Raw genomic sequence first — 25,656 nt, forward strand, 5'->3', positions numbered from 1 at the left:
TCCGCCGGCAACGCTGGCCCGACCCCATCGAAAGGAAGCCCAGACATGAAGATGACCACCGAAGAAGCCTTCGTCAAAGTCCTGCAGATGCATGGCATCGAGCATGCCTTCGGCATCATCGGCTCGGCCATGATGCCGGTGTCCGACCTGTTCCCCAGGGCCGGCATCAAATTCTGGGACTGTGCCCATGAAACCAATGCCGGCATGATGGCCGACGGCTTCAGCCGCGCCACCGGCACCATGTCGATGGCCATCGGCCAGAACGGCCCCGGCGTCACCGGCTTCATCACCGCGATGAAGACCGCCTATTGGAACCACACGCCGCTTTTGATGGTCACGCCGCAGGCGGCCAACAAGACCATCGGCCAGGGCGGTTTCCAGGAAGTCGACCAGATGGCGATGTTCGAGGAGATGGTCTGCTACCAGGAGGAAGTGCGTGATCCCTCGCGCATCCCCGAGGTGCTGAACCGCGTCATCGAGAAGGCCTGGCGCGGCTGTGCCCCTTCGCAGATCAACATCCCGCGCGATTTCTGGACCCAGGTCATCGACGTCGACCTGCCGGCGATCGTCCGTTTCGAGCGCCCGGCAGGTGGCCCGCAGGCCATCGCAGAGGCGGCGAAGCTTCTGTCGGAAGCGAAGTTTCCGGTCATCCTCAACGGCGCCGGCGTCGTCATCGGCAACGCCATTGCCGAATCCATGGCGCTGGCCGAGAAGCTCGACGCGCCGGTCTGCTGCGGCTACCAGCACAACGACGCTTTCCCCGGCAGCCATCGCCTCGCCGTCGGTCCACTCGGCTACAACGGCTCGAAGGCGGCGATGGAACTGATCGCCAAAGCCGATGTGGTGCTGGCGCTGGGCACGCGCCTCAACCCGTTCTCGACGCTGCCGGGCTACGGCATCGACTACTGGCCGAAGAACGCCGCCGTCATCCAGGTCGACATCAATGCCGACCGTATCGGCCTGACCAAGAAGGTCTCGGTCGGCATCTGCGGCGACGCCAGGCAGGTGGCGCGCCAGATCCTCGAAAAGCTGAGCCCGGCGGCGGGCAATGAAGGCCGCGAGGCGCGCAAGGCGGCGATCCACCAGACCCGCTCGGCCTGGCTGCAGCAGCTGTCGTCGATGGATCACGAGGATGACGATCCGGGCACCGAATGGAACGCGTCGGCGCGCAGGCGCGAGGCCGACCGCATGTCGCCGCGCCAGGCCTGGCGCGCGATCCAGGCCGCCTTGCCCAAGGAGGCGATCATCTCAAGCGACATCGGCAACAACTGCGCCATCGGCAATGCCTATCCGAGTTTCGAACAGGGCCGCAAATATCTGGCGCCCGGCATGTTCGGTCCCTGCGGCTACGGTTTCCCGGCGATCGTCGGCGCCAAGATCGGCTGCCCCGACGTCCCGGTGGTTGGCTTCGCCGGCGACGGCGCCTTCGGCATCTCTATGAACGAGATGGGCTCGATCGGCCGCGACGGCTGGCCGGCGATTACCATGGTGATCTTCCGCAACTACCAGTGGGGCGCGGAGAAACGCAACACCACGCTGTGGTACGCCAACAACTTCGTCGGCACCGAACTCAACCCCAATCTCAGCTACGCCAGGGTGGCAGACGGTTGCGGGCTGAAGGGCGTCACCGTCGACACCACGGCCAAGCTTACCGAGGCGCTGGCCAGGGCGATCGACGACCAGGGCAAGGGTGTCACCACCTTCATCGAGGTCATCCTCAACCAGGAACTCGGCGAACCCTTCCGCCGCGACGCCATGAAGAAGCCGGTGCCGGTGGCCGGCATCGAGGCGGCCGACATGCGCCCGCAGCAGCGCGCCTGATGGTGCCACGGCCTGCCCGGTTCGCCGGGCAGGCCCGAGATGTCGATCCGCCTGCAGGCCCTCATACAGGCCCTCATACAGGAATGATCCGGATGAACACCGCCGCCGCGACCCGACGCCTCAACAGCCTGCCTTCGATGGCGCAAGCCTGGTGGCCGGGTCTTGCCGTGACCGGCGCTGTGGCGATCGCGGCGCAGTTCCTGTCGGATCACTACGGCGCGCCGGCCATGCTGATGGCGCTGCTGCTCGGCATCGCCTTCAATTTCCTGTCGGAGGAGGGCCGTTGCGTTGCCGGCATCGACCTCAGCGCGAAGAAAGTGCTGCGCATCGGCGTAGCCCTGCTCGGCATGCGCATCAGCGTCGACCTTTTGGTCGGGCTCGGCGCCGGCACCATCCTCCTGCTGGTCTGCGCCATCGCCGCCACCATCCTGTTCGGCCTTGCCGTCGCGAAGCTGCTGGGCCGCGGCTGGCGGCTGGCGCTGATCACCAGCGGCTCGGTCGCCATCTGCGGCGCTTCGGCCGCCATGGCGATCGCCGCCGTGCTGCCGCGCAACGAATTCTCCGAGCGCAACCTGATCTTCACCGTGCTGTCGGTGACGGTGCTCTCGACGCTGGCCATGATCTTCTATCCGATGCTTGCCGATGCCATCGGCCTGGACGCGCGCGCCACCGGCATCTTCTTCGGCGGCACCATCCACGACGTCGCCCAGGTGGTCGGCGCCGGCTTCTCGGTTTCGCCGGAAGCAGGCGAGACCGCCACTTTGGTCAAGCTCATCCGCGTCACCATGCTGGCGCCGGTCGTGCTGGTGTTCTCGCTGGCCACGCGCGGCGCCGGGCCGGTCGGCGACACCGGCAAGCGGCCGCCGCTGCTGCCCGGCTTCGTCATCGCCTTCCTCATCCTCGCCGCCGCCAATTCGCTCGGCTTCGTGCCGGAAGTGGTCTCGAAGGCCGGCATGGAGGTGTCGCGCTGGGCGCTGCTCGCCGGCATCGTCGCCGTCGGCATGAAGACCTCGCTGCGCCGCGTGCTCGATGTCGGCGGCGATGCGGTGGCGCTGATCGTCGCCGAGACCATCTTCATCGGCTTCTTCATCCTCGCCGGCATCTATTATCTCGGGCACGCCTGATGAAGCCGCTGGAACGCATCCTCACCGTTGCCAAGGCATCGCCGCGCCGCATCGTGCTGCCGGAAGGCGAGGACCCGCGCATTGTCGAGGCGGCCCTGCGTTCGGTGCGCGAGGGCATCGCACAGATCACGCTGGTCGGCCGCCGCGCCATCGTCGAGCAGAGGCTTGCCGAAGCCGGCGCTGGGGGCGAGGCGATCGGCATCGAGGACCCTGAGACTTCTGCGCTGACCGCTCGCCTGGCAGCCGCCTATCACGCGCTGCGCAAGGATAAGGGCGTCGACGGTGCGTTAGCCTATGCGGCCGTGCACGCGCCGCTCACCTTCGCCGCCATGATGGTGCGCGAAGGCGAGGCCGATGGCACGGTCGGCGGTGCGGTCGCCACCACGGCCGACACGGTGCGGGCGGCCCTGCAATGCATCGGCCGCGCGCCCGGCGTCGGGCTGGTGTCCTCCTTCTTCCTGATGATGCTGTGCCAGCCCTACCATGTGAAGAAGGGCGCCTTCGTCTTTGCCGATTGCGGCCTGGTGGTCGACCCCGACGCCGCCGGCCTCGCCGACATCGCCCTCATGTCCGCGCGCTCCTACCAGGCGCTGGCTGGTGCGCAGCCCAAGGTGGCGATGCTGTCCTTCTCGACCAATGGCAGCGCCGCGCACGAACGCGTTTCGAAAGTGGTCGAGGCCACCCGCCTTGCCCATGCCGCCGATCCCGACCTCGTCATCGACGGCGAACTCCAGTTCGACACTGCCTTCGTCGAGGCGGTGAGCGCCGCCAAGGCGCCGGACTCCGCGCTGCATGGCGAAGCCAATGTCTTCGTCTTCCCCAACCTCGACGCCGCCAACATCGGCTACAAGATCGCCCAGCGCATCGGCGGCGCAACGGCGATCGGGCCGATTTTGCAGGGTTTGGTCAAGCCGGCTAATGATCTGTCGAGGGGGTGCAGCGTGGAGGATGTGGTCTCGATGATCGCGGTGACGACGGTGCAGGCGGGTGCGGTGATCGCCTAGCGATGCCGTTTCAGCGCCGCGGGCATGGGGGATAACCCGCATTCTTCACAACTGCGCGCCCGCATGTGGCCCGACTATTCACGAGGCTCCAGCGTCACCGATGTGCCTATGGGGACTGCCTCCAGGGACAGCAGCCGAGGTTCCAGCCGGATTGCCATGGAAATGGCGATGAGCCGTCCATCCGAAACCGAGTGGGCGAACGTCCCGCACAGAAATTGCCAGTCGCCGTCTTCGTCACGTGCGACAAGGCCTATCGGGTGACCATCGAGAACATGGCTGCAGGTGATGCAGGCCAGGTTCTCTGGAAATACTTCGCCTGCCAATTCCACCATGTCGCATCCTCTCTCGCCGTGTTCTTTTTATAGACAGCTATTCACCCTTATGCGGTCGATAAGGTGACTGCCTGTTCGCTCCCTTCGATCGTAATAGTCCTTTTCGGAGAACTGAACGATCCATTGCCGAGCATCTTCGATGCACACCTTAAGGCCTATTGCGAAGTTCTGGATCGGTGTGTATTTATACACATGAAAAGTGCGGAAATCATCAAAGCCCTTCAGGCTGACGGTTGGTACGAAGTGGCCCGAAAGGGCAGTCACGCACAATTCAAGCACGACACGAAGCCGGGCAGGGTCACGGTTCCACATCCTAAGCGGGATATTCCGTTGGGAACGTTGCGCAGCATCGAACGGCAATCCGGCCTGAAACTGAGGTAACGAAGATGAAGCAATATATCGGTCTGATCCACAAGGATGCCGAAAGCGACTTCGGTGTTTCGTTTCCTGATTTTCCGGGCGCCGTGACGGCCGGGAAGGACCTCGACGACGCGCGCGCCATGGCGGAAGAAGCACTGGCCTTCCATATCGAAGGCCTGGTCGATGATGGCGAGGCGATTCCTGAGCCTTCCAGCCTCGAAGACGTGATGGCAGACGCCGCCAACCGGGACGGCGTCGCAATTCTGGTTGCCGTGAAAACCCAGGCTGCGAAGGCTGTCCGTGTGAACGTCACCCTTCCGGAAGACGTCCTGGCTGAAATCGATGCCTATGCGGCGGCGCATGGCTACAGCCGCTCAGGTTTTATCGCGAAGGCGGCAAAGAAGGCGATGGAGACGGAGGCGGCATAGGGTGATGGAAACACTCGCCCTTTGATCGAGGCACTCTAGCGCACGCTGAACTCCACGATCGCCTTCGCCACCGCTGCCGGGTTCTCCAGCGTCGGGAAGTGCGTCTGGCCGGGGATGTGGACGGGGCGGAACCAGGGGTGGCCGGCGGAATAGTCTTCCTGGAATTTGCGGTATTCGGCCGACAAAGGCTGGGAATAGATGTGGATGAGTTCGGGCTGCTTCTGCAGCCCTTCCATGCGTTTGAGCGGCGAGCCGTATTGTGTGTAGGCTCGAAGGATCTCGCGGCAGGCACGCATCCACATCGGGCCGGAGAACCAGGCCATCTCCTTCTTCATGTGGTTGATGACATCGACATTGTCGGTGGTCGCTTCCCATTCGTTGAAGAAGCTGTCGCGGCCTTGCTTGTAGCGCTCAGGGTCCTGCCCGTCCTCGAGCTGCTTGATGAAGCCCGGATGCGGCTGCATCAGCCAGTCGATCAGGACGGTGCGTTCAAGGCCCAGCCGCTCGCACAGGCCGATATTGACCCAGCAGCCATGCGAGGTCGAAACCAGCATCGGGTTCTTCGGCGCCTTGAGCTCGATGAAGGCGGCGATGTCGTCGACCAGCTCCTCGGTGCCGAAGTCGCCATGCACGGTCTCGTTGGCGTCATGGCCGCGATAGTCCGGCACCAGCACGTGGAACGTCTCGGCAAGCAAGGGCGACAGGTTCTTGAACAGGCGGTTGTCCTGCGCCCAGCCCGACAAAAGGATGATGGTGTCGTTTTTGGGGTCGCCGAATTCCAGATAGGCGATCGGATGGTCGTTGATCTGCACGGTCGGCATCAGGCTTCTCCCATTCCTGCCCGTGCAGCTTGCCTGCCGGGTTCCAGGCCATCCGCGTTTCTTGTTTTATAACGAATGGCGTTCTTTTATGAAAAGAGTCGAAGCCCATCGATGTCAATAGAGAATGGCATTCTTTTTTGAGGCGATGATCCACCGGCCTGTCGTGGCATGCCGATTTGTCGGCTGGCTGTTTGACCGGCACGGATTCCACGCTTAAGCGTAGGGTTCCTGATTTGCGCGAGAGGGGTGATCTTGGCCCGCGTCAAGAGTGAAACGGTCCGGCAGGCGATCCTGACGTCGGCGGCGTCGCAGATCGCCATGACCAGCTACATGGACACCACGGTGGCCAAGATCGCCAAGGGCGCCGGCATCGCGCCGTCCAACGTCTATGTCTATTTCGAATCGAAGCTGCAGATCTACTTCTCGATCTACACGCCGTGGTTCGAAACGCAGGTGCTGGCGCTGGAGCGCGCGGTAGCGCGGTTGAAGACGCCGGAGCGCAAGATCCAGCGCCTCGTCGGCGGCCTGCTCAATGACATCGCCGACGACAAGACCGGCTATACCTCCGCCCTGATGGAGGGCCTGGCCATCGTCATGCCCAAGGACAAGTACAAGCCGGACCTGCTGCATTGGGCCGAGAACAAGATCGTCCAGATCGTCTGCGATGCGCTGGACGGCTACACCCCGCAGGACCCACGCCTGCGAGCCTTCGCCCACCTTTTGATGCTGACCTTCGACGGTGTCGCAATGCGTGTGAAATCGCAGCGCGCCGCCAATGAAAGCACCGCCAACCGGGCCGATGTCGAGGATGCGCTGGTGGGGATGCTGATCGCTCGTTAGGCCCCCGCGGCAATCTCTGAAATCCTGTTCGGGTTCGTCGTATGCGCTTTGGCGGCTACATCGGGCTCGACTGCGCATGGGGATAATTGCTGCGGGCTCCCCCTCTCCGCCACCGCTTCGCGGCGCCACCTCTCCCCATTCCATGGGGGCGAGGAACCCCAGCTGGAAAAGCGCCGGCATTACGGCGGCGGTTCCTCGCCCCTGCCGAAGGCGGGGGAGAGGTGGCTCGGGCAGAGCCCGAGACGGAGAGGGGGAATCCCTGATCCGACTACCTCGAATACCAGCTGGTTGCTCCTCCATAAAAGAATGATATTCGCTATTGACACGTCTCGTCATATCATCGTTCATTAAAGAACGTCATTCGTTCAAGAGTGCGAACAGCACCGGGGGAAGACGTGGGAACAGCCCTTCGAGGGCATGGGAAGGCAGCGCAGCAAGACGCGCCGGGAGGAGGACATATGACTTTCACGATAAGCCGCAGGATGTTCCTGGCCGCTGCAGCACTTGCACCGGTGACGACGCGCCTGGCGATGGCCGCCGATGGTCCGTTGCGCATCGGCTATTCGATGTGCCTGACCGGGCTGTTCGCGCAGGCCGCACCGTCGCAGGTCAACGCCTATGAACTGTGGAAGGAGCAGGTCAACGCTGCCGGCGGCCTCGACATCGGCGGTGGTCAGCGCCGTCTGGTCGAGTTCGTCAGCTATGACGACCAGTCCAATCCGGCCAACGCCGTGCGCATCTACGAGAAGCTGATCACGCAGGACAAGGTCGACCTTTTGGCCGCGCCCTGGAGCACGCCGATCCACCTGGCGATCGCGCCGGTGCTGGCCAGGCACAAGTTCCCCATGGTCGGCAACACGGCGGCTTCCGTGAAGCTGCGCGAAGTGAAGCCCGGCTACATCTGGTTCCCCACCGCCGTCATCCCCGACAAGGTCGGCGAAGAGCTTGCCGCCTTCATGGCCAAAGAGAACGTCAAGACGGCGGCGGTCTTCGCCAACGTCCTGCCGCTGGCGCAGGAGATCAAGACCTACCTTTTGCCGGCGCTGGAGAAGCACGGCATCAAGCTGGTCGCCAACGAGGACTTCCCGCCCGATATCAAGGACATGACGACGCTGATCAGCGGCGCCAACCAGTCCAGCCCGGATGCCTTCATCGTGCTGAGCTATCCGTCGGATACCTTCCTGTTCGCCACCCAGGCCAAGCAGCTCAACGTGAAGGCACCCTTCGTGCTGTCGCTGATCGGGCCGACCATCCAGGCCTACCAGCAGGCCTTCGGCACCGGCGCCAACAACATGGTAACGGTCGGCCACTGGTCGCCGAACCAGAGCAAATGGCCGAAGGCCAGGCCGTTCTTCGACGCCTATCTCGCCAGATACAAGGAAGCACCAGACGCGCTGGACAGTGTTCTGTCCTTCATGTCGATGGAAATCCTGCAGCAGGCGGTGGCGACGGCTGGCCTCGACAAGGAGAAGCTGCGCGAGACGATCGCATCGGCGACTTTCGACACCATCAACGGCCCGGTCAGGTTCGACGGCGTCCAGAACACCACGACGCCGACCTCGTTCCTGCAGATCCAGGACGGCAGCCTCGAGCTGGTCTGGCCGGAGTCCATCAAGACCAGGGATTTCAGGCCGAAGACGGGTTGGTAAGAGGCCCATGTTCCAGCAATTGTTGTTCGCGGCGGTCGTCTCCGGCGCGCTCTACGCGCTTGTCGCGCTTGGCCTGAACCTCGTCTACGGCTCGCTGCGGCTGCTCAACATCGCCCATGGTGACCTGGTCATGATCGGCGCCTATACGGCGTTCTGGTCGTTCACGCTGCTCGGCATCTCGCCGGTCGTGTCGCTGGCCACCACCACGGTGCTGTGCTCGGCATTCGGCTTCCTGGTCTATGTCGTGCTGTTGAAACGGCAGCTCGGGTCGCCGGCGCTGGCGCAGCGCCTGGAAGCCAACTCGCTCATCATCTTCTACGGGCTGTCGGTGATCCTGCAGAACGGCGCCTCGCTGGCCTTCAGCGCGACGTCGCGCGGCTACCAGTTCCTCGACGGCGTGCATAGCTTCGGCGGCGTCTCGGCAACCGGCAGCATGCTGCTGCTGCTCGGCGTCGCCGCCTTGATCACGCTCGGCGCGCTCGCCTTCCTGCGCTTCCATGTCGCCGGCTGGAGCCTGCTTGCGGTCATCGAGCGCAAGGATGCGGCAGCCGTCGTCGGCGTCAATGTCGAGCGTGTGCAGATGATCTCGATCTGCGCCGGTTTCGCCATTGCCGGCATCGCCGGCGTGCTGGTCTCCATGACGCAGCAGATCACGCCCTTCATGGGCTTTCCCTTCACCATCGCCGCCTTCGTCGTCGTCATCATGGGCGGGCTCGGCAACATCGCGGCCGGCATCGCCGCCGGCTTCGTGCTCGGCTTCATCGAGACCTTCGGCGTCGCGCTCACCTCGGCCACCTACCGGTCGATCCTCATCTACGGCATCTTTGTCGGCGTGCTCTTGCTGCGTCCGCAGGGCCTGTTCGGCAAGGCGGTGCAGGCGCGATGACCGGCAAGCCTTTCCTGATCGCCGCTTTCGCGATCGTCGCCGGCCTCATGGCGCTGGTGCCGCAGCTCGGCTCCGAATACTGGCTGGGCGTCGCCTTCATCGTCGCCATGTGGGTCGCGCTGATCCAGAGCTGGTCGCTGCTGTCGGCGACGACGGGCTACATCTCGCTCGGCCACGCCGTCTTCTACGGCATCGGCGCCTATGTTCTGGTGATCAGCCTGGACTGGATGCCCGTGCCTTATGCGCTGCTTTTGTCGGGCGCCGTTGCCGGCCTGCTGGCGCTGGTGGTCGGGCTGCCGGTGCTGCGCGTCAAGGGGCCTTATTTCGTCATCCTGACCTTCGGTTTCGCCGAGCTGGTCAAGAACCTCGTCATGCTGCTCGAAACCCGTCTCGGCCAGTTCAGCCGCATGATCTTCGACGCGCCGTCGCTGGAGGCGCTTTACTACGCCATGCTGGCGCTGGCCGTCATTGCCACCGCGCTCACCGCCTGGACCGCGCAGTCGCGCTTCGGCCGCGGCCTCGCCGCCATCCGCGAGAACGAGGTCGCCGCGGAAGCCATCGGCGTGCCGGTGACCCGGCTGAAGCTTTTCGCCTTTGTCGCCTCGGCGGTCATTCCCGGTATCGTCGGCGGGCTGCTGGTGCTGCGCACCAGCTATTTCGCTGCCGACCAGGCCTTCGATCCGGCGGTTTCCTTCACCATCGTCACCACGGCCATCGTCGGCGGGCTCGGCCGGGTGTCGGGGCCGCTGCTCGGCACGCTGTTCCTGGTCGTCCTGTCGGAGCTTTTGTGGGCGCGTTTCCCGCAGGCCTACATGATGATCCTGGGTGCCTTGCTCATCGTCTTCATCCTGTTCGTTCCGCAAGGACTGGCCGGTCTGGTGAGCAGGGGGCTGAAACGCTGATGGCCATTCTCGATGTCCAGAACGTCTGCAAGCAGTTCGGTGGCCTGAAGGCGCTGCAGGATGTGTCCTTCACGGTGGACGAAGGCACCATCTTCGGCCTGATGGGCGCCAACGGCGCCGGCAAGACCACGCTGTTCGGCGTCATCGCCGGCCAGATCAGGCCGAACGGCGGCGGCATCAGCTTCGCCGGCAAACCATTGGCCGGGCGGCGCCCCGACCAGATCTGCCGCCTGGGCCTCGGCCGCACGTTCCAGATCGTGCGCCCCTTCGGCAATCTCACCGTGCTCGACAACGTCATCGTCTCGGCCATGTACGGATCGGCCCGCACGCACCGGCTGGCCGATGCGACGCTGGCCGGGCGCCAGGCGCTGGAGGATGTCGGCCTTGCTCCTCTTGCCGACCAGCTCGCGGCAAGCCTGACCCTGTCGAACCAGAAACGGCTGGAGATCGCGCGTGCGCTGGCGACCGGCGCCAGGCTGGTGCTGCTCGACGAGGTCATGGCCGGCCTTACCGCGACGGAAGTCGCCGAGATGACCGAGACGCTGTTCCGGCTGCGGCGGGAGCGCGGCCTCACCATCCTCATCATCGAGCATGTCATGGGCGCGCTGATGAAGCTGTCCGACCGCATCCTGGTGCTGGACCACGGCGTGCCCATCGCCATGGGCACGCCCGAGCAGGTCGTCGCCGACGAGAACGTCGTGAAGGTGTATTTCGGATGACGGCGCTGCTCGATATCAAGGGTCTGTCCGCCGGCTATGGGCCGGTGGTGATCCTGCGCGACATCAACCTTTGCGTCGAGCCGGGCTCGATCACCGCGCTGGTCGGCCCGAACGGCGCCGGCAAGACGACGCTGATGAAGACGATCCTCGGCCTGATCCACGCCAGCAGCGGCAGGATCGCCTATGCCGGCGCCGACATTTCCATGAGCTCCTCGCACAGCCGCGTCGACGGCGGTATCGCGCTGGTGCCGGAAGGCCGCATGGTCTTCGCCGCGCTGACGGTGGAGCAGAACCTCAGGCTCGGCGCCGTCGTGCCGCGCGCCCATGGCGGCGCACTGCAGCGGCTGGAGGAGATCTACCGCCAGTTCCCGCGACTGAAGGAGCGGCGCCGGCAACTGGCCGGCTCGATGTCCGGCGGCGAACAGCAGATGCTGGCCATCGGCCGCAGCCTGATGGCGAAGCCGCGGCTGATCCTGCTCGACGAGCCGACGCTGGGGCTGGCGCCGATCATGGTCAAGAAGGTGTTCGAGATCATCGGCCAGCTGCGCGCCGACGGCTACACGCTTCTGCTGTCGGAGCAGAATTCGAAGCTGGCGCTGGAGATCGCCGACCATGGCTACATCATCGAAAACGGCGTCGTGACGCTGTCGGGGCCGGCGCACCAGCTGGTCGACGATCCGGAAGTGAGGCGCCGCTATTTCGGCATGTGACGCGGCCGCAGGCGTGCGGCGGGAGGAGGAAGAGATGACGGACAAACCAACGGCGCTCATCGCCGGTGCAGGCTTCGCGGGGCTGACGGCGGCAACGGCGCTGGCGCAGCGCGGCTGGAAGGTCACCGTCTTCGAACGGCAGGCCGAGCTCAGGGCGTCAGGCGCCGGCATCTACATCTGGGAGAACGGCCTGCGCATCCTCGAGGCGCTGGGCCTGGGCGGCCTGTCGGCGAACGCCTATCGCGGCCACGCCATGGAACAGCGCGGCCATGACAACGCCGTCCTCGACGATGGCGGCCTGCCGCCGCAGGTGCGGCTGGTCACCTTGCACCGGCGCGACCTGCTTGAAGGCCTCAAGGGCGCCGCTGAAAAGGCCGGGGTGACGATCCGCACCGGCCAGGAGGTGATCGGCGCCGGTGCGCAGGGTGAACTGCATTTTGCCGGCAACCACTCCGCGCGCGGCGATCTGGTCATAGGTGCCGACGGCGTGTGGTCACCGGTCCGCAAGTCACTGGGGCTGGAACTCAGCCACCGGCAGACGACGGAGGGCGCCATCCGCACGATCATCGAAGGCGGCATCGAGGATCTCGGGGCGGGCGGGGAAGACAAATACATCGAATGCTGGTCCGGCATGCGGCGTTTCCTCATCACCCCGCTGGCCGGAGGGCAGATCTATCTGGCGCTGACCTGCCAGGACACGGACGCGAAGGGCAGGGCCTGTCCGCTCGACAAGGCGACCTGGCGCGCTTCCTTCCCCGCCTGGGCGCACCTCATCGACCGCATCGGCGACGTGCTGGCCTGGAGCCCCTACAGCATCGTCACCGTCAAATCATGGTCGGCCGGCCGCGCCGCGATCCTCGGCGACGCCGCGCATGCCCAGCCGCCGAACCTCGGCCAGGGCGGCGGCATGGCCATGCAGAGCGCGCTGGCGCTCGCCGCCCATCTGGAAGACCTCGCCGACCCCCGCGACATCCCCGCCCGGCTGGCTGCGTGGGAGCAAAAGGAACGCCCGCTCGCCGAACACTGCCAGCGCTGGTCGTGCCTCTACGGCGAGGTCTCGACGCTGCCCGACGAGGTCCGCGCCCGCGCCCTTCCCAGCGCCATGGCCGACCCGTGGGTGCGCTCGGAATTGCTGCGTGCGGCGAGAAGTGAGCCGACAGGGACGGTGATTTAGGGAAGGTCTGCATGCTTTGGCCCGAGCCAGCGTTGTCGGTCCGGGCGTGTCTTGCGGCGGTGCACGGCTGCGACCTCGATCGCGATCAAGGTCGTCGTCGGAAAACGGGTGGCGATGATCGCCCCCGGCCGGCACACATCGCGCAAAACCGATGATGGAGCCTGCCTGAGATGAGTTGTGATTGTGCCGATGCCATGCCGCTTCTCGAGCGCATGTTCGAAGTCGAACTGGGATTTGTGAACTCGGACGCGAAGGACGTGCAAAGCCTGGCCAGGGCTTTCCACCCCGACGTGGTCGTCCACGAACCTGCCTCCCTGCCTTATGCCGGCGACTGGAGGGGGCTGGAAGGCATCGCCGGCCTGCTCGGCCGCATGGGCGAGGTCTGGAGCGACATGGCGGTCGCGGACATGACGGCGGCCCGCGTCGAGGACACCGTCTTCATGTCCTGCACGCTGCGGCTTACGTCGCGCGCCACCGGCGCCGTCATCGAGCAGCCCTTCGCCGAGGTCCTGCATTTCAGGAACGGGCTGCTTCTCGACGGCACGCCGTTCTATTTCGATACCGCGGCGATCATCGCGGCCATCTGACGAAACGAAGCGTTCTGCGACCTGATGCAATTCCCGGAGAGTCGCGGATTCAACCAGGCAGCTCCCGGTGCGGCCTAATCCTTGCCATTCGGGAATCCGTTCGAGACAGTCCCGCGGGCTACCCCGAAGAATGATTGCCGCTGTCGCCGTGCTGGCCGCCGTCAGTGTCGGCGCGGTGTTCCGTTTCACTGACGACATAAGCAACGCGGTGACCGACGTCTTCGTCGCCACCGCCAGTTCCGGCGCCGCCAGCCCCGGCAGTCAGGCAGGCCGATCACTCCTGACAGGACTGTGCGAACTTGCGTGTTATGCTGCGCCATCAAACACTTGCCCCGGCAGAGGAGAATTCGCCACGTCCAGGATCAACCGTCGCACATTGCTGCTTCAGTCTGGTGGCGTCGTTATCGCAACGACCATCGAAGCGATCGCCCGTGACACCCCACATCCGGAACCAAGCGCTGAACTGGCCGCGCTGATCGAGGCGCACGGGTCGGCATACTCGGCACTGCGCAGAACCGTCGACGAAATCGGTAGCCGCGGCAGCGTCTTCGACAATGCCTGCCGGATTGAAGAAAAGGCGCTGGTGGCCGTCTGCGCCTATCCCGCGATCACGCAAGGCGATCGCCTCGCCAAGGCCGCCTACCTTCTGGAGATCGAGGCTCGGGGCGAACTCGACCTGCCGCAGCACATGCAGGCACTGCTCCGCTCGACGCTGTGGACGGGCTAGGAGGCTTGGCAGCGCTGATGCCAGGAGGCGAATTCCCCGCTGGTTCGTGCGGATGTCGACAATGGCAGCGGAGCGGACGATCCGCTTTCTTGATGGCCGACCAATCCGCCCACGGAAGTTTCAATCAATCAGTTGATGTTTCGATTGTCGGCAAATGATCTAACGCTTTGGCAAGCTGTCGGATGTTAAGTGCCGGTTTGGTGCTGATGTGGGCCTGCATCGATGACGGACGAAAAAGACAAGGCGGAGCCGAAGGACGAAAACATATTCGTCTTTATCGTGCAGGCGATCGGCGTCGTCATCCTGACCGTGATTGGTCTATTCGTCCTGTGGGGTGTCCTTGCGTTCCTCGCGATGGGCTACACCATCATGACCGGGACGTTCGCCCCATAAGGGCCCGCGTTGACAGCCGGGCCAATGCCGCGCCGCCTACATCCGCGAGTGGCGCGGGCGGCGGATTTCCCCGCGCTGGGTACCGATCGCCATTTCGAAACTGTCGGCGATCCGGCGTGCCCGGATGATGAAGGCGTTCGCGGCCCCGGGGGAGCAGAGCTCTTGCGCGGTCGCCTCAAAGAGTGCCAGCCAGCGGTCGAAATGTTCGTTTTCGAGCGGCAGCGTCAGGTGCGGCCGCATCGGGCGGCCGTTGTATCGACCGCTGCGCAAGGTCACCGACGACCAGAAGGCGGTGATGTTGGCGATGTGCTCGTCCCAGTCGTGCACGGCTGCGGCGAAGATCGGGCCGATCAGGTCATCCGCGCGGGCACGCTCGTAAAACGTGCGCACGAGGCTGGCGATCAGCGCCTCGTCTATGTCGGGATGAGCGGGGTCGGTGAGGGGATCTTCGCTGCTCATGTCCGGCAGTCTAGCGCTTGGTGGCGTTCGCCTGCATTTTGCATATTGTCACAGCCGGCAGAACCATGCTCGACAGCATACGCCTCACCGGACGTTCAGGAGGCCTTCCGGTCCGCATCGGCCGTCAACAGTCGGCGGATCGACGGTGCACTCTATCTGGCGGCGCTGGAAAGCAGACCCTTTCGCCATTCCGCTGCAGCGGGCAAGTATCGGAGCCGGGATGCGCCATCGGCAACAGGGTTGACCTTGCACCCGGCAGGGCACCGGGCGCGGACCACAGCGGAGACATCGACTTGGACAAGGGCTGGCAGCGGATCGGATCAACCATTTCGCAGTTGTTGTCGGATGGCGTCGCCGACGCCGGCGCCGTGGCCAATGCGATGCTGCTGGTCGAGTTCGGCGAGGGTCGTTATCCGCCACCCACGGAGGTCGGGCCGGGCTATTGGCCGACCGTGAACTTCTCCTGGGACATCGAGCCGGATCCCGTCGCGATCGAGGTGTTTGCAGACAGGTTTGAATTCTACCGGTTTTTCGATGGCGGCACCGAGATACGGGAGATGAAGCACGCTTCCTCGGATGCATTGCCGCGCGAACTGGTGGAAATCCTCGATCCGATCCTGCGCTAGACGCGGGCCGATGGTCAGCGCAGGCAGTCGCGGCGGCTGTTCCGGCTGCGCGCGGGGTGATAGGTGGTTGGGTATGGTTCGGGGGCGGACGGCATGAACGAGTATATGAGATCGACGCATACACTTTATGCGTTTGCGCTGTTGTTCGGCCTGACGCAGAGCTTCGATGCCCTCGCGCAAGGATACACCGCCAATCAGGCGCTGATGAAATTGCTGCTTTCGGCGCTCGTTGGGACGGCAATCACATTTGGCTTCGCCTGGGTCCTGCTCGGCATCCGTCGAAAGCAGCACCTGGCGACGCTGGTGACGAACTGGATATTGGCCATTGGCAGCGGGCTGAACCTGCTCGGGATTGGCCTGCAGGTGATCTTCAACATCGAAGCGAGCTGAACCGGTCCACCTTGTCTTTGGCGCGCAGAACGCCTCCAGGCCATGACAAAAGCCAGCCAGAAGAGTTTCAGATGGTCTTTTCGGAAGCAGGATTGTGGGACGAACTCAACCAGGGCAGGGATCGCATGTCCGTGCCGCAGAGGAAACTGTGGGACACGGTGAAAATCCCTCCCGCCCTCTGGCAGCTGCGCGGCTATGAACCGTGCTGGGTCGTCGGCCTGATCGGCGCCACCGTGCTCTACTACAACCATCTGGAGAACGGTTTCAATCGGTCGCCATGGACGCAATTCGGCGTCATCGACCAGTACCAGGCGCTGGACTGGGATCTGGAAACGCTGCTTGAGCACCAGCTCGCGGTCCTCGCGGCTGGCAGCGACACCGGACCATGGGCTGGCGAGCCCCAGGCCGGCGAGTATCTGCCTGCAAGCCGCAAATCTGTGCCGTAGAGGGAGGATCATGGAAAACCCGGATCGCGAACGGGCCGTCAAATGGCTGCCGGTGGACGACGTGCCTCACAGTCCCTGCCACGTGTGGAGGGTGAGGACAGACAATGATTTCGAGGCCGTCGTCGAAGGCAGATTCGTCCACGACGACCGCACGCTGCAGATTCAATTCGTTGGTCTGGAGCGGATTTCGGCCACCAACGATATGCTTGGCAGCATGGGCATGACCGTGAAAGACAAGTCGGCTCTGCCGATGCTTGACGACGACTCCTATCGCTGGCCAACCATAAGAATTGAAAATTCCGAATGGGTGGGCCTGTTTTTCAACGACTGCCAGCATTTCGTGCTGCTCAGCCTGGAGTGTACGGTCGAGGTGGTGGCAAGGTGTGCAAGCGCACGCTGGCTCGCGGCGGCAACGCCGGCAGAGGGTTGAGATGGAACCTTCGCGGGTGAAGAAGGCGACGGTTCGCGTCCTCGTGATAAACCTCTGCTTTTGGCTGGCCGCGACGCTGTTCAATCTGCTGCTGCAGGATCAAAACGGCGTCGCGATGTCCTTCGTTTTCGCGATCGTTTTTTCCGCATTGTTCGGCGGCATATTTGCGATCTCCGATCTGTTCCACAAGATCGGGCCGGACACGCTGCGAGGTATTTTCTACGCCTCCCTGGCAGGGCTCCTGTCGACTTTCCTGGCTTTGCTGTTCTCCATGCAAGCCTTTCAGTTCAGGCCTGGGATGCTGACGGGATCGCCTCGTTCAGCTTCCGAAGCAATATTGGTTGGGCTGGCTACGTATGGTCTCAGCCTTGTTGTCTTCGCCTTTGTCTCTTCTTTCCGGGAGGTCGAAAAGGTGGCGACGAGATCGGCGAACGCGATGGAACGGATCATGCAGGTATCGATCGCTCACGAAGCCTTTCCGAGGATCGGGACAGTCTTGAACCCGGCAGTCTTCTTCGACGGCGAGGATGCTTTCGTCTGCTATCGGACATCCGAGCGCGCGGAGGCTGGGAACGTTGTCCTGAAATTCGGCGACGTGATTGATTTCCGGATGAATCCGGAGACCGTCGAAGGCTTGAAGACCTTCAGATACCCCGTTGCGCCCTGGGCCTTCAACGAGGTCGTCGGCGCCGAGGAAACAACCAGGTGGCAGGTGCTCGATCCGCGGTTCTGGGTTATCTCCTTCAACGATGTGACGCTCGAAATCGTCTTCGAGACGGTGTCGCTGATCCATCACGGTGAGGAGCGCTGCCCACCGGCCACGACCTTGCTGAAGGTTCTGCAGGAATAGAGCGGATGGAAACGTTGAAAAGGGAGGATCTTGAGGATGCGGATGAAGGTGCTGGTTTCCTGATCAAATGTCCGGGCTTGCGAACTTGACCTCTGCAGAAGCAATCGAATCCGCCGTCAATACCGTGATGGCATTGCTCGTGGAGCGCAGATACGCGGAGATCGAACGGATCACCGGTGGGATCCGGATGAATGCAGGCGATCTCGGGAACATCGTTTCGGAGTATGGCATCGAGATCGTCATGCCGCCGGAAGGAAGGTACCGTGAACTCGACGTGATCTCGGTCAGCCTGGCGGGCATGCCGACATTTTCAGTCGTGACCGATGTCTGGACGAAAATCGACGGGAAATCGGATGTTTCAATCGAAATGACGGTGAAAATTGACGGAGAAGACGTGATCGTCGAAATCGATAAGACGGCCCGATGAAACGAACCTCAGGCCGGAGCCAGGGCGTTGCTATTCCGCTGCGACGGCGGGAACATCCTTCATCAGTTCAGGGATGCTGCGCCTAGATGGCGGCAAGTAGTCTGGCGGCAGGTCGAATTGCGCCTCTCGCGTTTGTAAACTGCGGTCCGGGAATTTCGAGGTGCCGCTACCGGCGAAGGACACTGGCGTAGCTGTGCCGTTTGGTGTCCATCTCTGCTATACTATTTTGGAGGGCTTGGACGGAAATCGATAGAGATGAAGGGATTGGATCCCTCGTGGCGATTTGTCCGGCTGATTGATACAGCCTCACGTCGCTGGCGGCCAAGATATCTAAAATTCTATTCGCAAAAATCTTCCGTTCACGCGTGGCGCGGATGTAGCCTTTTGTTGCGGAACTCACATCCAATTGAATGAACCAAGACGGGACTTGCGGATCGATCGCAGAAAGTTCGGTACTGTTGTCGGGAATGAAGGTGATCTCATTCCCTTTCATTGTCTGGTAGGCCGGAGCGGTCACATCAACCAGATTTCCGTTCGGGTCTTCCCAAACGGCGTGGTGTAGTGCTTCAACAAACTTGTTTGGAAAGTGGGAAAGGCACCAGCCTAATTGGGGACGGCCTCCGCGTGTTACAACCACGCTTCGAACATTCTCATAGCACTGCGCTACAGGCAGATCGTCCGAGCCCCTTGTGACGGTGAGAAGTTCACGACCTGGTAGAAACCGATCTCTAATACGCAGAGCTAGCGGATGATCTTTCGGCAGATGTTCCTGCGGGAGATGAACTGTTACCTGCACCGACCGCTCCCCGCCTCATTGCATCAACCGACCGTGGCTCGGACAGCGACGATAGCAGCGCGAAATGCCACCTAGAAGGCCTTTTTAGACGATTCATTGCTGTTTAGCACACAATGCGAGTCAGCTACGATTCCCCTTCGTTGGAGAGACTCGGATGAGCAAGACCTATGATCAATATCTGTCGGCCATCAGCCACACCACGAACTTCGCGTTGGAGGCTGGCCTGTTACAGCAGTGTAAAATCCACGGAGATGACTACGAGGGCGAACTTGCTACGCCTGAAGAAATTGAAGAGCGATTTGGGATTGCTCTAAGAGAACGGGGTATCGATCTGGACTCCCTCTTTCGGGTGCTCAAAGATGCGCCAACATCGTGCCCCCGTTGCAAAGTCTAAGTCGAACGCGGCCGCTTGGTTTGCAATCCGGTTAGCGAACTGCCGGCGACCACTCTCGCGTTCGTGTCGACAATGCTACGTCAATATGAAGTCGCCGGCCAGGGATCGGTTATTGAGGTCGAGCAACAGGCCGTCCCGAAAGTCATTAATGTTCATAAGGTCTGTTTCTGCGAGTTTGTACAATTCGAAGTGGCCGTCTCTGATCATCCTGTTGCGGTCAGCAATTTTTGGCTGAGGAAGTCTCTGCAAGATAGTAACATGGGTTGGGACGCGAGGAAGCGTTGCGTCTCGCCGGGGAACTGTTTCGTCGTAAACACAGAAGAGTCGTCCGTCGACATCGTTGGATTTGAGCGCTCGCACCATTTCGACCTTCAACCTGATAATCGCCTGTATGCTCTTCGGCTTCGCGGTCGATTTGCGGGACAGGCGCTCAATGGCAAGGGCGGTGATATCATCGTCGGTGGCAATTTCTCGAAATACGCTGAGGCCATTTGAGGCCGCGTTGCGAAACGAATCTTCAAGGATTTTCTTCGCGTTCCAATCAATGTAGGCCGGACTAACAACCATCCGGTATATGATTTCATGCGAGCCCACTGGCCCCGGAGACTCTCTCCCGACTTGGTAATTCTCGCACTTGCAATGCGGGAAAGCTCCCTCGACGCGATCCGCCTGCTTTTCGTCAGCGGTTCCGTCAAGTAATTTGGCACACTCGGCACAAAAATCGAGCGTCACGCCTCTAACCGGAAGCCAAATGAGCGATGGAACTCATCGGATGTCTTCTGATCACCGATCACACCTTCGATCAGAACCGATTTACCCTTTTTGTTGTGATAGGCCTCGATGGTGCGATCCGGCTGAAAGATCACCTGCCCAAATTCGTCGCCGTCGTGGAACTCTGCAATGGCGAACCCCTCCCGAGACAATCCCACTGCCACATTGGGAGCGTAGAATGGGAGTGCCCGCACGAAACCAACCGCAGTGTCCAGCGTTTCTTGCACCGGGGGCAGCGCACCTTCACCGTCGTGATCTTCGTCGAGACCGCGCAATTCCTCGAGCCTGGCAACTACCGCAGGAAGCAGTTCGAATTTTACAATCGCGTGACGAAAAGCCGTAACCTGTTCACTCTCGCGGCAAGAGCTGATGATGACCTTAGGCATCGCATTAACGGGGCAAACGACCTCACCAGCTACCAACGCGCTTGATCGTACAAAGTTGGCCACGCTGATGTAAGTCTTGGCGATTGATGTGCGTTCAGTCATTTTCCAACCCTACCGCCGCAAGCATCTTATTATCAACGATACTTTTGAACAGTTCTTTTACGCGCATATGTAGGTCGTCAAATACAGCATGCAAATCACCGAGGGTCGCACCTTCTCTCCCCGTTCCGGCATATCGTTCCTCTACGGTGCTCACAACTTGGATTGAGCGCTTGGAAACGCCATCGCCTTCGATCAGATCAACCATATCTGCATTAACCTGATAGAGCCTCCTATTTTCGCCATCCATTTTCTCCAGCTTTCCAATATGTGAATGCCAAAGGTCGTCCAGATCGAAAATATGTGAGGCCACTAATTCGGAACCCTCTTTAATGACCCCACGCGCCGTGGCAGCATGCATTTCGCCATGAAAAACAAAGCGATCCAGATACTCAAGCCTAATTGTTCTTATTGGCACGGTTTCACTTATGATGACTAATGCATCAGAGCAAATGTCCCAATACGTCGCAGAAATATTTTCCCACCTGGAGTAATTCATATTTCTGTAAACAATGCTCTGCTGTGGGTCGAGCACGACTTCTTCAACAAGCTTATTTGCAACAGATCCGTCGTTGATGTGAACCAGTGAGTGCTTCTGAAACTGCATTCCGTTCGTGGATGCGTGCTGAACTTGGGAGCTGGTCGGATGGAAATTGACGGAGAACACTTGAATTGGTTGGCGGTCGGTCAAACCTTTTGCAAATGTCTTCGGTTCAAGATCCCGGATGATACGTCGGTATACGAGGCTGCTGAGCGGTTCCGCGAAAGTGACCACCATCGCCATGGTGTCGATCGCATGTCTGGGCGTGAAGGGTTTCCACATTGCCAAAAACTACCCATTCCAAGTTGTCACCTTGGATATAGCGAACGAAGAGTGCTGCCAAGCAGCAACAAAGCCCTGAAGCGTCTATGCTGTTAATGTAGCCCTCAGGTAAGGACGACCTTCAAAGTGCGAGGCGCGGATAGCCCCCAACAGTTCCGCTTCATGCTTAGCATGGAGCCTGAGGTTTATACCCATTTGGAACCTCCTAGAACAGCGACCCTTGCGCTAAAAGTGAAGGTGAATAGCCGAATGGATAGGGGAGAGGCAGTTTGTCTTAATGGGCTGTTTCTAAAGAGTTTTTCAAAAGAAAATGGTGCCGCTTGCGTGACTCGAACACGCGACCCCATCATTACGAATGATGTGCTCTACCGACTGAGCTAAAGCGGCCCGGCGAGCTCGAAGCCCGCAAGATGGCTGCGTGATAGCCGCAAGCCCCGGCAAATTCAAGATGGGTCTTCGCCGATTTTATGCGAAAGCCGTGGGGTTGCGGATGGTTGTGGCGATGGCGCCGTGGCGGCGTTGCCTTCTCCCCTTGCGGGAGAAGGTGGATCGGCAACGGTGGCTTTTGCCGCCGGAGCAGCGACGGGACGGATGAGGGGTGCTGGAAGAAATGCCGGGCAGGCGATCTGCGTTGCTCCCAGGTGAGGGTCGAATAAGGGCGCGCTCCGTCCAGCGCCCCTCATCCGGCCGCGCGACAGTGGCTGCGCCACCCGGGCTCGGCCACCTTCTTCCGCAGAGGGAGAAAGAAAGCGCCCCTAGGCCGCCAGCCTGGTCTTCGCCGCCTCATATTCGCGCACCAGCCGCTCGACCAGTTCGGCGGCCGGGACGACGCCGTCGACTGCGCCGATGCCCTGGCCGCAGCCCCAGATCTCCTTCCAGGCCTTGGCGCTGCCGAAATCCATCTTGGAGGGGTCGGAGACCGGCAGGTTGTCCGGGTCCATCCCCTGCGCGCGGATCGAGCCCTTCAGGTAGTTGCCGTGCACGCCGGTGAACAGGTTGGAATAGACGATGTCGGCCGCCCTGGAGTCGACGATCATCTGCTTGTAGCCGTCCGTCGCGCGCGCCTCGGCCGTGGCGATGAAGGGCGAGCCGATATAGGCCATGTCGGCGCCCATCGCCTGCGCCGCCAGCACCGCACCGCCATTGGCGATGGCGCCGGACAACAGCAGCGGCCCGTCGAACCATTGCCGGATCTCCTGTACCAGCGCGAAAGGCGACAGCGTGCCGGCATGGCCGCCGGCGCCGGCCGCTACCGCGATCAGCCCGTCGGCGCCCTTGTCGATGGCCTTGCGTGCATGGCGGTCATGGATGATGTCGTGCAGCACGATGCCGCCATAGGAATGCACAGCCTGGTTCACTTCCTCGACCGCACCCAGCGAGGTGATCACCACCGGCACCTTGTATTTCACGCAAAGCCTGAGGTCGTGCTCCAGTCGGCCATTCGTCTTGTGCACGATCTGGTTGACGGCGAAGGGGGCCGAGGGCCGTTCGGGATGCGCCGCGTCGTGCCGGGCCAGCTCCTCGGTGATCTCGGCCAGCCAGTCGTCGAGCTGGGCTTCGGGGCGCGCGTTCAGCGCCGGAAACGAACCGACGATGCCGGCCTTGCACTGCGCCAGCACCAGCGGCGGATGCGAGATGATGAACAGCGGCGAGCCGACCACCGGTATGCGGACGGTCCGGGTGAGAATGTCTGGCAGCGCCACGCGTCAGCCTCCCTTGAAATTGACGTTTCCGTAAACGTCAATTTCATAACGCAACGAGGCCTCCCACGCAATTGCCGCCTCAGCTGCCGCGGGCCGGAGGTAACACCAGCGGATACCGCAGCTCCGCGACGACACGCGGCATCCCGCACCGGCGCGAAATCGCGCCGCTCTTCGCAAGATGCGCCGCCACCAGCCGCTGGAGCGCCCTGTGCCCCTTCGGAAGGACACGCGGCGCGCCGGCCATCGGCTCCGGAATTGACATCGATTTTGGCAGGGCGGGACGGGAAACCTGCGGAGATTGCTTCCCGAAAGCCACGGTTGGCGGCAAAAATGCGAATAATAGACGCTGCTTAGGGGCAAATGGCGGCAGCCGACCGTTGATTGATCGTGTTCCGGCGGCTAACCATCAGCAAAATGTGACCGCCGCCCGGAAGGAAATCGATTTGGACCCGATCGAAAAGGCGATCCGCAACGCCTTCGAAAAAGGCAACCCCGACGATCGCGCATTCCGCGAGCGGGTCTACCGTTCGGCTTTCGCCGCCCTCGACCGTGCCTTGCTGGCCAATCCGAACGTCACCGTCGAGGTGGCGATGAAGCGCCGCAAGGCGATGCAGGCCAAGATCGCCGAGATCGAATCGGAATTCCTGCCGGCGGTGCCGGGCGTTGCACCAGATGTGGATATTGGGGTCGAACTCGGTGACCGTGCGCCCGCTGCACCGGCCCAGGCCGCGCCCAGCCAGAATGGCGGCCGCGTCGAGCCGTCGCTCGGGGACGCGCCGCGCTCGCGCGTGCTGCCGGTGGTGCCCGACATCATTCCCGAAGGCGCCTTGCCGCCCTCGGCGGCGGAGGTCGCCCTTGCCGGCACGCCGCAGGTCTCGCCGGACCGCAAGCCGCGCCGCATCGGCCGCCGCCTGCCGCTGACGGCGATGTTCTTCGGCGTCACCATCCTTGCTTTGATCGGCATCGGCCTGTGGTGGGCGATGCAGTCCAACGCCTTCAAGACCAGCGAACAGCTCGGCCAGCCGCCGTCGCCGACACCGACGGTTTCCGACGAGGACTATGAGCCGGACGCGGCCGGCAAGCCGAAGCTCTCCAGCGAGACGCAGAACCGCAACTGGATCAGCGTCTTCTCGCCGGCCAACCCGGCGCAGGTCGCCACGCCTTCGGATGCGAAGGCGGAAGTGATGAAGGACGATTCCGGCGCCTTCGTGCGCGTCACCTCCGGCGCTTCCGGCTCGGCCGTCTCCTTCGACGTCGGCCAGGGCGTGCTCGAGAAGATCGCCGGCAAGCATGCCGTGTTCGACATCATCGCCCGCGCCCAGGACGGCAAGGAAACGCAGATGTCGGTCGACTGCAATTTCGGCGAACTCGGCGACTGCGGCCGCAAGCGCTACGCCGTCGGCAACCAGCGCAACGAATATCTGTTCGACGTGCAGATGCCCGCCAAGCGCCCCGGCTCCGCCGGCACCATCGCCATCAACTCCGACTTCGACAAGCAGGGCAAGTCGGTCGACATCTACGAGATCCGGGTGTCGGTGACGGAGTAGGAGGCGGCCTGGTCCTTTTGCGGGAGCGCGCTTCTTGCCATTGTTTGCAGACGGCGCGCCTATCTCCCCCCTTGCGGGGGAGAAAGCAATTTCAGCATCTTAGACGAGCACGCCCGCAGGGCGGCGCAGGCTAAGTGCTAGAAATTGCAAGAGAGGGGATTTGCCGGGCAATGCGTCAGCCAGTTACGCCCTCACGCCGTGGCTTTGCCCGTTCGATGCGAGCCGACGCGACGAAGGCCGAGAACATTCTTTGGCAAGCGCTGCGCAACCGTCAGCTCGATCGATTGAAATTCAAGCGACAGGTTCCGCTCGACGGCTACATCCTTGACCTTGCCTGTTTCGAGGTAAAGCTGATCGTCGAAGTCGATGGCAGCCAGCATGCAGATTCGCAACAGGACGGTGTCCGCGCCGGCATTTCGAAGGACAGGGCTTTGGCATCCTTCGTTTCTGGAATGACGAGGTGGAGAAAAATATCGACGCGGTGTGTTTGGCGGTTCGGCAGGCTGCGAAGGGGCGCGGCTGAATATCCCCTCTCTTGCGATTTCTAGCACTTAGCCTGCGCCGCCCTGCGGGCGTGCTCGTCTAAGATGCTGAAATCGCTTTCTCCCCCGCAAGGGGGGAGATAGCGCGTGCCCGCAGGAGAAGCCTCAATCCTGCACCACTCCAGCGTCTCGTGTCAGGCGCTTCCGGCACTCTGATGAAAGGGTGTGCCTTCCAGTTCGCCGTTGAGCAGCCCGTGAAGTTCGATCAGGCTTTCGCGCACGCGCGGCACCTGCGTGGCATCTGCTACCAGCTTGTTCTCGTAGCCGGCATCCAGCATCGACTGCACCAGATCGCGCAATTCGGCCTTGTCGCTGTCCGCGACCTTGGTCAGGTCGCCATGGTTGTAGCCGTGGTCGTAGCTCTGCCTGATCTCGAGGAGATAGGGACGGGGGCCGGCCCGGTCGATCCACCAGTCGATCATACGCATGGTGATGCCGCGGTTCAGACCCCAGACCTTCCCGGTCTTGCTGAATCCAAAGACACTCAAGA

General features: G+C 62.2%; 33 protein-coding genes, 1 tRNA gene and 1 pseudogene. 25 read left to right on the plus strand and 10 right to left on the minus strand.

Translation table 11 applies throughout. From position 1 onward, the window contains the following. The first annotated feature begins 45 nt into the window (after positions 1-45). The 3 genes from xsc to pta all read left to right on the plus strand — a co-directional run bounded on the left by xsc (position 46) and on the right by pta (position 3,949). Positions 46-1,821: a sulfoacetaldehyde acetyltransferase gene (gene xsc, locus ACFWYE_RS29890; protein ID WP_379115638.1), complete on the plus strand. Its 1,776-nt coding sequence runs from the start codon at positions 46-48 to the stop codon at positions 1,819-1,821. A 92-nt stretch (positions 1,822-1,913) separates the two neighbouring features. Then, entirely contained in the window at positions 1,914-2,945 is a 1,032-nt protein-coding gene (locus ACFWYE_RS29895; RefSeq protein ID WP_379115639.1) for a YeiH family protein, read from the plus strand. Beyond that, positions 2,945-3,949, plus strand: coding sequence for a phosphate acetyltransferase (gene pta / locus ACFWYE_RS29900; protein ID WP_379115640.1), 1,005 nt, complete (start codon positions 2,945-2,947; stop codon positions 3,947-3,949). The genes ACFWYE_RS29895 and pta overlap by 1 nt, the downstream gene beginning before the upstream one ends. 74 nt (positions 3,950-4,023) lie before the next feature. Here the strand turns inward: pta and ACFWYE_RS29905 are convergent, their stop codons facing one another. After that, entirely contained in the window at positions 4,024-4,281 is a 258-nt protein-coding gene (locus ACFWYE_RS29905; RefSeq protein ID WP_379115642.1) for a hypothetical protein, read from the minus strand. 192 nt (positions 4,282-4,473) lie between these two features. On the opposite strand from ACFWYE_RS29905, the gene ACFWYE_RS29910 reads away from it, so the two are divergent. Both ACFWYE_RS29910 and ACFWYE_RS29915 read left to right on the plus strand, forming a co-directional pair. Further along, positions 4,474-4,662: a type II toxin-antitoxin system HicA family toxin gene (locus ACFWYE_RS29910; protein WP_379115702.1), complete on the plus strand. Its 189-nt coding sequence runs from the start codon at positions 4,474-4,476 to the stop codon at positions 4,660-4,662. Positions 4,663-4,667: 5 nt separating this feature from the next. After that, on the plus strand, positions 4,668-5,069 hold the full coding sequence (locus ACFWYE_RS29915) for a type II toxin-antitoxin system HicB family antitoxin (protein ID WP_379115643.1): 402 nt from the start codon (positions 4,668-4,670) through the stop codon (positions 5,067-5,069). Between the two features lie 35 nt (positions 5,070-5,104). On the opposite strand, the gene ACFWYE_RS29920 is transcribed toward ACFWYE_RS29915, so the two are convergent. Beyond that, on the minus strand, positions 5,105-5,890 hold the full coding sequence (locus ACFWYE_RS29920; protein ID WP_379115645.1) for an alpha/beta fold hydrolase: 786 nt from the start codon (positions 5,888-5,890) through the stop codon (positions 5,105-5,107). A gap of 252 nt (positions 5,891-6,142) precedes the next feature. On the opposite strand from ACFWYE_RS29920, the gene ACFWYE_RS29925 reads away from it, so the two are divergent. The 10 genes from ACFWYE_RS29925 (at position 6,143) to ACFWYE_RS29970 (ending at position 14,477) form a co-directional block, all read left to right on the plus strand. Further along, complete coding sequence (locus ACFWYE_RS29925) at positions 6,143-6,730, plus strand: TetR/AcrR family transcriptional regulator (protein WP_379115647.1); 588 nt, start codon at positions 6,143-6,145, stop codon at positions 6,728-6,730. 458 nt (positions 6,731-7,188) lie between these two features. Further along, complete coding sequence (locus tag ACFWYE_RS29930) at positions 7,189-8,379, plus strand: amino acid ABC transporter substrate-binding protein (protein WP_379115648.1); 1,191 nt, start codon at positions 7,189-7,191, stop codon at positions 8,377-8,379. Between the two features lie 7 nt (positions 8,380-8,386). Further along, positions 8,387-9,265: a branched-chain amino acid ABC transporter permease gene (locus ACFWYE_RS29935; RefSeq protein WP_379115650.1), complete on the plus strand. Its 879-nt coding sequence runs from the start codon at positions 8,387-8,389 to the stop codon at positions 9,263-9,265. Continuing rightward, positions 9,262-10,167 carry a branched-chain amino acid ABC transporter permease gene (locus ACFWYE_RS29940; protein ID WP_379115651.1) on the plus strand — a complete coding sequence of 302 codons (906 nt, stop codon included), beginning with the start codon at positions 9,262-9,264 and terminating at the stop codon, positions 10,165-10,167. Before ACFWYE_RS29935 ends, ACFWYE_RS29940 begins: the two co-directional genes overlap by 4 nt. Then, positions 10,167-10,886, plus strand: coding sequence for an ABC transporter ATP-binding protein (locus ACFWYE_RS29945; protein ID WP_379115652.1), 720 nt, complete (start codon positions 10,167-10,169; stop codon positions 10,884-10,886). Before ACFWYE_RS29940 ends, ACFWYE_RS29945 begins: the two co-directional genes overlap by 1 nt. After that, a complete protein-coding gene (locus tag ACFWYE_RS29950) occupies positions 10,883-11,596 on the plus strand; it encodes an ABC transporter ATP-binding protein (RefSeq protein ID WP_379115654.1) in 714 nt (237 codons plus the stop codon). Before ACFWYE_RS29945 ends, ACFWYE_RS29950 begins: the two co-directional genes overlap by 4 nt. Before the next feature lie 34 nt (positions 11,597-11,630). Continuing rightward, on the plus strand, positions 11,631-12,770 hold the full coding sequence (locus tag ACFWYE_RS29955; protein ID WP_379115655.1) for an FAD-dependent oxidoreductase: 1,140 nt from the start codon (positions 11,631-11,633) through the stop codon (positions 12,768-12,770). A 170-nt stretch (positions 12,771-12,940) separates the two neighbouring features. Then, a complete protein-coding gene (locus tag ACFWYE_RS29960) occupies positions 12,941-13,357 on the plus strand; it encodes a nuclear transport factor 2 family protein (protein ID WP_379115656.1) in 417 nt (138 codons plus the stop codon). A 130-nt stretch (positions 13,358-13,487) separates the two neighbouring features. Continuing rightward, the gene (locus ACFWYE_RS29965; RefSeq protein ID WP_379115657.1) at positions 13,488-14,084 is read left to right on the plus strand and encodes a hypothetical protein; all 597 of its coding nucleotides are present in this window, start codon (positions 13,488-13,490) and stop codon (positions 14,082-14,084) included. Positions 14,085-14,306: 222 nt separating this feature from the next. Beyond that, positions 14,307-14,477 (plus strand): hypothetical protein, encoded by a 171-nt coding sequence (locus tag ACFWYE_RS29970; RefSeq protein WP_379115658.1) that lies wholly within the window; start codon positions 14,307-14,309, stop codon positions 14,475-14,477. 36 nt (positions 14,478-14,513) lie between these two features. Here the strand turns inward: ACFWYE_RS29970 and ACFWYE_RS29975 are convergent, their stop codons facing one another. Next, on the minus strand, positions 14,514-14,936 hold the full coding sequence (locus ACFWYE_RS29975; RefSeq protein WP_379115659.1) for a group III truncated hemoglobin: 423 nt from the start codon (positions 14,934-14,936) through the stop codon (positions 14,514-14,516). Positions 14,937-15,229: 293 nt separating this feature from the next. On the opposite strand from ACFWYE_RS29975, the gene ACFWYE_RS29980 reads away from it, so the two are divergent. From ACFWYE_RS29980 to ACFWYE_RS30005, 6 genes are all read left to right on the plus strand, one after another. Then, complete coding sequence (locus ACFWYE_RS29980; protein ID WP_379115660.1) at positions 15,230-15,562, plus strand: hypothetical protein; 333 nt, start codon at positions 15,230-15,232, stop codon at positions 15,560-15,562. Between the two features lie 93 nt (positions 15,563-15,655). Beyond that, positions 15,656-15,952, plus strand: coding sequence for a hypothetical protein (locus ACFWYE_RS29985; RefSeq protein ID WP_379115661.1), 297 nt, complete (start codon positions 15,656-15,658; stop codon positions 15,950-15,952). Between the two features lie 71 nt (positions 15,953-16,023). Next, positions 16,024-16,398 (plus strand): hypothetical protein, encoded by a 375-nt coding sequence (locus ACFWYE_RS29990; protein WP_379115662.1) that lies wholly within the window; start codon positions 16,024-16,026, stop codon positions 16,396-16,398. Between the two features lie 10 nt (positions 16,399-16,408). Continuing rightward, entirely contained in the window at positions 16,409-16,828 is a 420-nt protein-coding gene (locus tag ACFWYE_RS29995; protein WP_379115663.1) for a hypothetical protein, read from the plus strand. Position 16,829: 1 nt separating this feature from the next. Beyond that, positions 16,830-17,678 (plus strand): hypothetical protein, encoded by an 849-nt coding sequence (locus ACFWYE_RS30000; protein WP_379115664.1) that lies wholly within the window; start codon positions 16,830-16,832, stop codon positions 17,676-17,678. 85 nt (positions 17,679-17,763) lie between these two features. Further along, positions 17,764-18,105 (plus strand): hypothetical protein, encoded by a 342-nt coding sequence (locus tag ACFWYE_RS30005; RefSeq protein ID WP_379115665.1) that lies wholly within the window; start codon positions 17,764-17,766, stop codon positions 18,103-18,105. Between the two features lie 166 nt (positions 18,106-18,271). Here the strand turns inward: ACFWYE_RS30005 and ACFWYE_RS30010 are convergent, their stop codons facing one another. After that, positions 18,272-18,901 (minus strand): hypothetical protein, encoded by a 630-nt coding sequence (locus tag ACFWYE_RS30010; RefSeq protein WP_379115666.1) that lies wholly within the window; start codon positions 18,899-18,901, stop codon positions 18,272-18,274. Positions 18,902-19,055: 154 nt separating this feature from the next. Here ACFWYE_RS30010 and ACFWYE_RS30015 point away from each other — a divergent pair, with 154 nt between their 5' ends. Beyond that, positions 19,056-19,295 (plus strand): hypothetical protein, encoded by a 240-nt coding sequence (locus ACFWYE_RS30015; protein WP_379115667.1) that lies wholly within the window; start codon positions 19,056-19,058, stop codon positions 19,293-19,295. A 75-nt stretch (positions 19,296-19,370) separates the two neighbouring features. On the opposite strand, the gene ACFWYE_RS30020 is transcribed toward ACFWYE_RS30015, so the two are convergent. The 5 genes from ACFWYE_RS30020 to ACFWYE_RS30040 form a co-directional block, all read right to left on the minus strand. Continuing rightward, on the minus strand, positions 19,371-20,027 hold the full coding sequence (locus ACFWYE_RS30020; RefSeq protein ID WP_379115668.1) for a hypothetical protein: 657 nt from the start codon (positions 20,025-20,027) through the stop codon (positions 19,371-19,373). Then, complete coding sequence (locus ACFWYE_RS30025) at positions 20,024-20,554, minus strand: hypothetical protein (RefSeq protein WP_379115670.1); 531 nt, start codon at positions 20,552-20,554, stop codon at positions 20,024-20,026. The genes ACFWYE_RS30020 and ACFWYE_RS30025 overlap by 4 nt, the downstream gene beginning before the upstream one ends. After that, a complete protein-coding gene (locus ACFWYE_RS30030) occupies positions 20,547-21,335 on the minus strand; it encodes a hypothetical protein (protein ID WP_379115672.1) in 789 nt (262 codons plus the stop codon). Before ACFWYE_RS30030 ends, ACFWYE_RS30025 begins: the two co-directional genes overlap by 8 nt. Positions 21,336-21,685: 350 nt before the next feature. Then, positions 21,686-21,761: transfer RNA gene (locus tag ACFWYE_RS30035), tRNA-Thr, on the minus strand. Between the two features lie 368 nt (positions 21,762-22,129). Continuing rightward, positions 22,130-23,077: an NAD(P)H-dependent flavin oxidoreductase gene (locus tag ACFWYE_RS30040; protein ID WP_379115673.1), complete on the minus strand. Its 948-nt coding sequence runs from the start codon at positions 23,075-23,077 to the stop codon at positions 22,130-22,132. 443 nt (positions 23,078-23,520) lie between these two features. Here ACFWYE_RS30040 and ACFWYE_RS30045 point away from each other — a divergent pair, with 443 nt between their 5' ends. The 3 genes and pseudogenes from ACFWYE_RS30045 (at position 23,521) to ACFWYE_RS30055 (ending at position 25,147) form a co-directional block, all read left to right on the plus strand. Further along, the gene (locus ACFWYE_RS30045) at positions 23,521-24,624 is read left to right on the plus strand and encodes a hypothetical protein (RefSeq protein WP_379115674.1); all 1,104 of its coding nucleotides are present in this window, start codon (positions 23,521-23,523) and stop codon (positions 24,622-24,624) included. Between the two features lie 215 nt (positions 24,625-24,839). After that, positions 24,840-24,974, plus strand: a pseudogene (locus ACFWYE_RS30050) (endonuclease domain-containing protein); the annotation flags it as partial. Between the two features lie 86 nt (positions 24,975-25,060). Continuing rightward, positions 25,061-25,147 carry a hypothetical protein gene (locus ACFWYE_RS30055; RefSeq protein WP_379115703.1) on the plus strand — a complete coding sequence of 29 codons (87 nt, stop codon included), beginning with the start codon at positions 25,061-25,063 and terminating at the stop codon, positions 25,145-25,147. A 153-nt stretch (positions 25,148-25,300) separates the two neighbouring features. Here the strand turns inward: ACFWYE_RS30055 and ACFWYE_RS30060 are convergent, their stop codons facing one another. After that, the gene (locus ACFWYE_RS30060; protein ID WP_379115675.1) at positions 25,301-25,654 is read right to left on the minus strand and encodes a hypothetical protein; all 354 of its coding nucleotides are present in this window, start codon (positions 25,652-25,654) and stop codon (positions 25,301-25,303) included. Positions 25,655-25,656 lie beyond the last annotated feature (2 nt).

Origin of the sequence: Mesorhizobium sp. NPDC059025, assembly GCF_042739655.1 — a bacterium.
Lineage (GTDB): Bacteria > Pseudomonadota > Alphaproteobacteria > Rhizobiales > Rhizobiaceae > Mesorhizobium.

What these genes read in the sequence shown, in the direction of transcription:
- ACFWYE_RS30000 (WP_379115664.1), top strand. Translation starts at nt 16,830, where the DNA reads ATGGAACCTTCGCGGGTGAAGAAGGCGACGGTTCGCGTCCTCGTGATA.
- ACFWYE_RS29915 (WP_379115643.1), top strand. Translation starts at nt 4,668, where the DNA reads ATGAAGCAATATATCGGTCTGATCCACAAGGATGCCGAAAGCGACTTC.
- ACFWYE_RS29910 (WP_379115702.1), top strand. Translation starts at nt 4,474, where the DNA reads ATGAAAAGTGCGGAAATCATCAAAGCCCTTCAGGCTGACGGTTGGTAC.
- ACFWYE_RS29945 (WP_379115652.1), top strand. Translation starts at nt 10,167, where the DNA reads ATGGCCATTCTCGATGTCCAGAACGTCTGCAAGCAGTTCGGTGGCCTG.
- ACFWYE_RS30030 (WP_379115672.1), bottom strand. Translation starts at nt 21,335, where the DNA reads ATGGCGATGGTGGTCACTTTCGCGGAACCGCTCAGCAGCCTCGTATAC.
- ACFWYE_RS29940 (WP_379115651.1), top strand. Translation starts at nt 9,262, where the DNA reads ATGACCGGCAAGCCTTTCCTGATCGCCGCTTTCGCGATCGTCGCCGGC.
- ACFWYE_RS29960 (WP_379115656.1), top strand. Translation starts at nt 12,941, where the DNA reads ATGAGTTGTGATTGTGCCGATGCCATGCCGCTTCTCGAGCGCATGTTC.
- ACFWYE_RS29955 (WP_379115655.1), top strand. Translation starts at nt 11,631, where the DNA reads ATGACGGACAAACCAACGGCGCTCATCGCCGGTGCAGGCTTCGCGGGG.
- ACFWYE_RS29970 (WP_379115658.1), top strand. Translation starts at nt 14,307, where the DNA reads ATGACGGACGAAAAAGACAAGGCGGAGCCGAAGGACGAAAACATATTC.
- ACFWYE_RS30025 (WP_379115670.1), bottom strand. Translation starts at nt 20,554, where the DNA reads ATGACTGAACGCACATCAATCGCCAAGACTTACATCAGCGTGGCCAAC.
- ACFWYE_RS29920 (WP_379115645.1), bottom strand. Translation starts at nt 5,890, where the DNA reads ATGCCGACCGTGCAGATCAACGACCATCCGATCGCCTATCTGGAATTC.
- xsc (WP_379115638.1), top strand. Translation starts at nt 46, where the DNA reads ATGAAGATGACCACCGAAGAAGCCTTCGTCAAAGTCCTGCAGATGCAT.
- ACFWYE_RS29935 (WP_379115650.1), top strand. Translation starts at nt 8,387, where the DNA reads ATGTTCCAGCAATTGTTGTTCGCGGCGGTCGTCTCCGGCGCGCTCTAC.
- ACFWYE_RS29950 (WP_379115654.1), top strand. Translation starts at nt 10,883, where the DNA reads ATGACGGCGCTGCTCGATATCAAGGGTCTGTCCGCCGGCTATGGGCCG.
- ACFWYE_RS30015 (WP_379115667.1), top strand. Translation starts at nt 19,056, where the DNA reads ATGAGCAAGACCTATGATCAATATCTGTCGGCCATCAGCCACACCACG.
- ACFWYE_RS29895 (WP_379115639.1), top strand. Translation starts at nt 1,914, where the DNA reads ATGAACACCGCCGCCGCGACCCGACGCCTCAACAGCCTGCCTTCGATG.
- ACFWYE_RS29930 (WP_379115648.1), top strand. Translation starts at nt 7,189, where the DNA reads ATGACTTTCACGATAAGCCGCAGGATGTTCCTGGCCGCTGCAGCACTT.
- ACFWYE_RS29905 (WP_379115642.1), bottom strand. Translation starts at nt 4,281, where the DNA reads ATGGTGGAATTGGCAGGCGAAGTATTTCCAGAGAACCTGGCCTGCATC.
- ACFWYE_RS29995 (WP_379115663.1), top strand. Translation starts at nt 16,409, where the DNA reads ATGGAAAACCCGGATCGCGAACGGGCCGTCAAATGGCTGCCGGTGGAC.
- ACFWYE_RS29990 (WP_379115662.1), top strand. Translation starts at nt 16,024, where the DNA reads ATGGTCTTTTCGGAAGCAGGATTGTGGGACGAACTCAACCAGGGCAGG.
- ACFWYE_RS29985 (WP_379115661.1), top strand. Translation starts at nt 15,656, where the DNA reads ATGAACGAGTATATGAGATCGACGCATACACTTTATGCGTTTGCGCTG.
- pta (WP_379115640.1), top strand. Translation starts at nt 2,945, where the DNA reads ATGAAGCCGCTGGAACGCATCCTCACCGTTGCCAAGGCATCGCCGCGC.
- ACFWYE_RS29965 (WP_379115657.1), top strand. Translation starts at nt 13,488, where the DNA reads ATGATTGCCGCTGTCGCCGTGCTGGCCGCCGTCAGTGTCGGCGCGGTG.
- ACFWYE_RS29975 (WP_379115659.1), bottom strand. Translation starts at nt 14,936, where the DNA reads ATGAGCAGCGAAGATCCCCTCACCGACCCCGCTCATCCCGACATAGAC.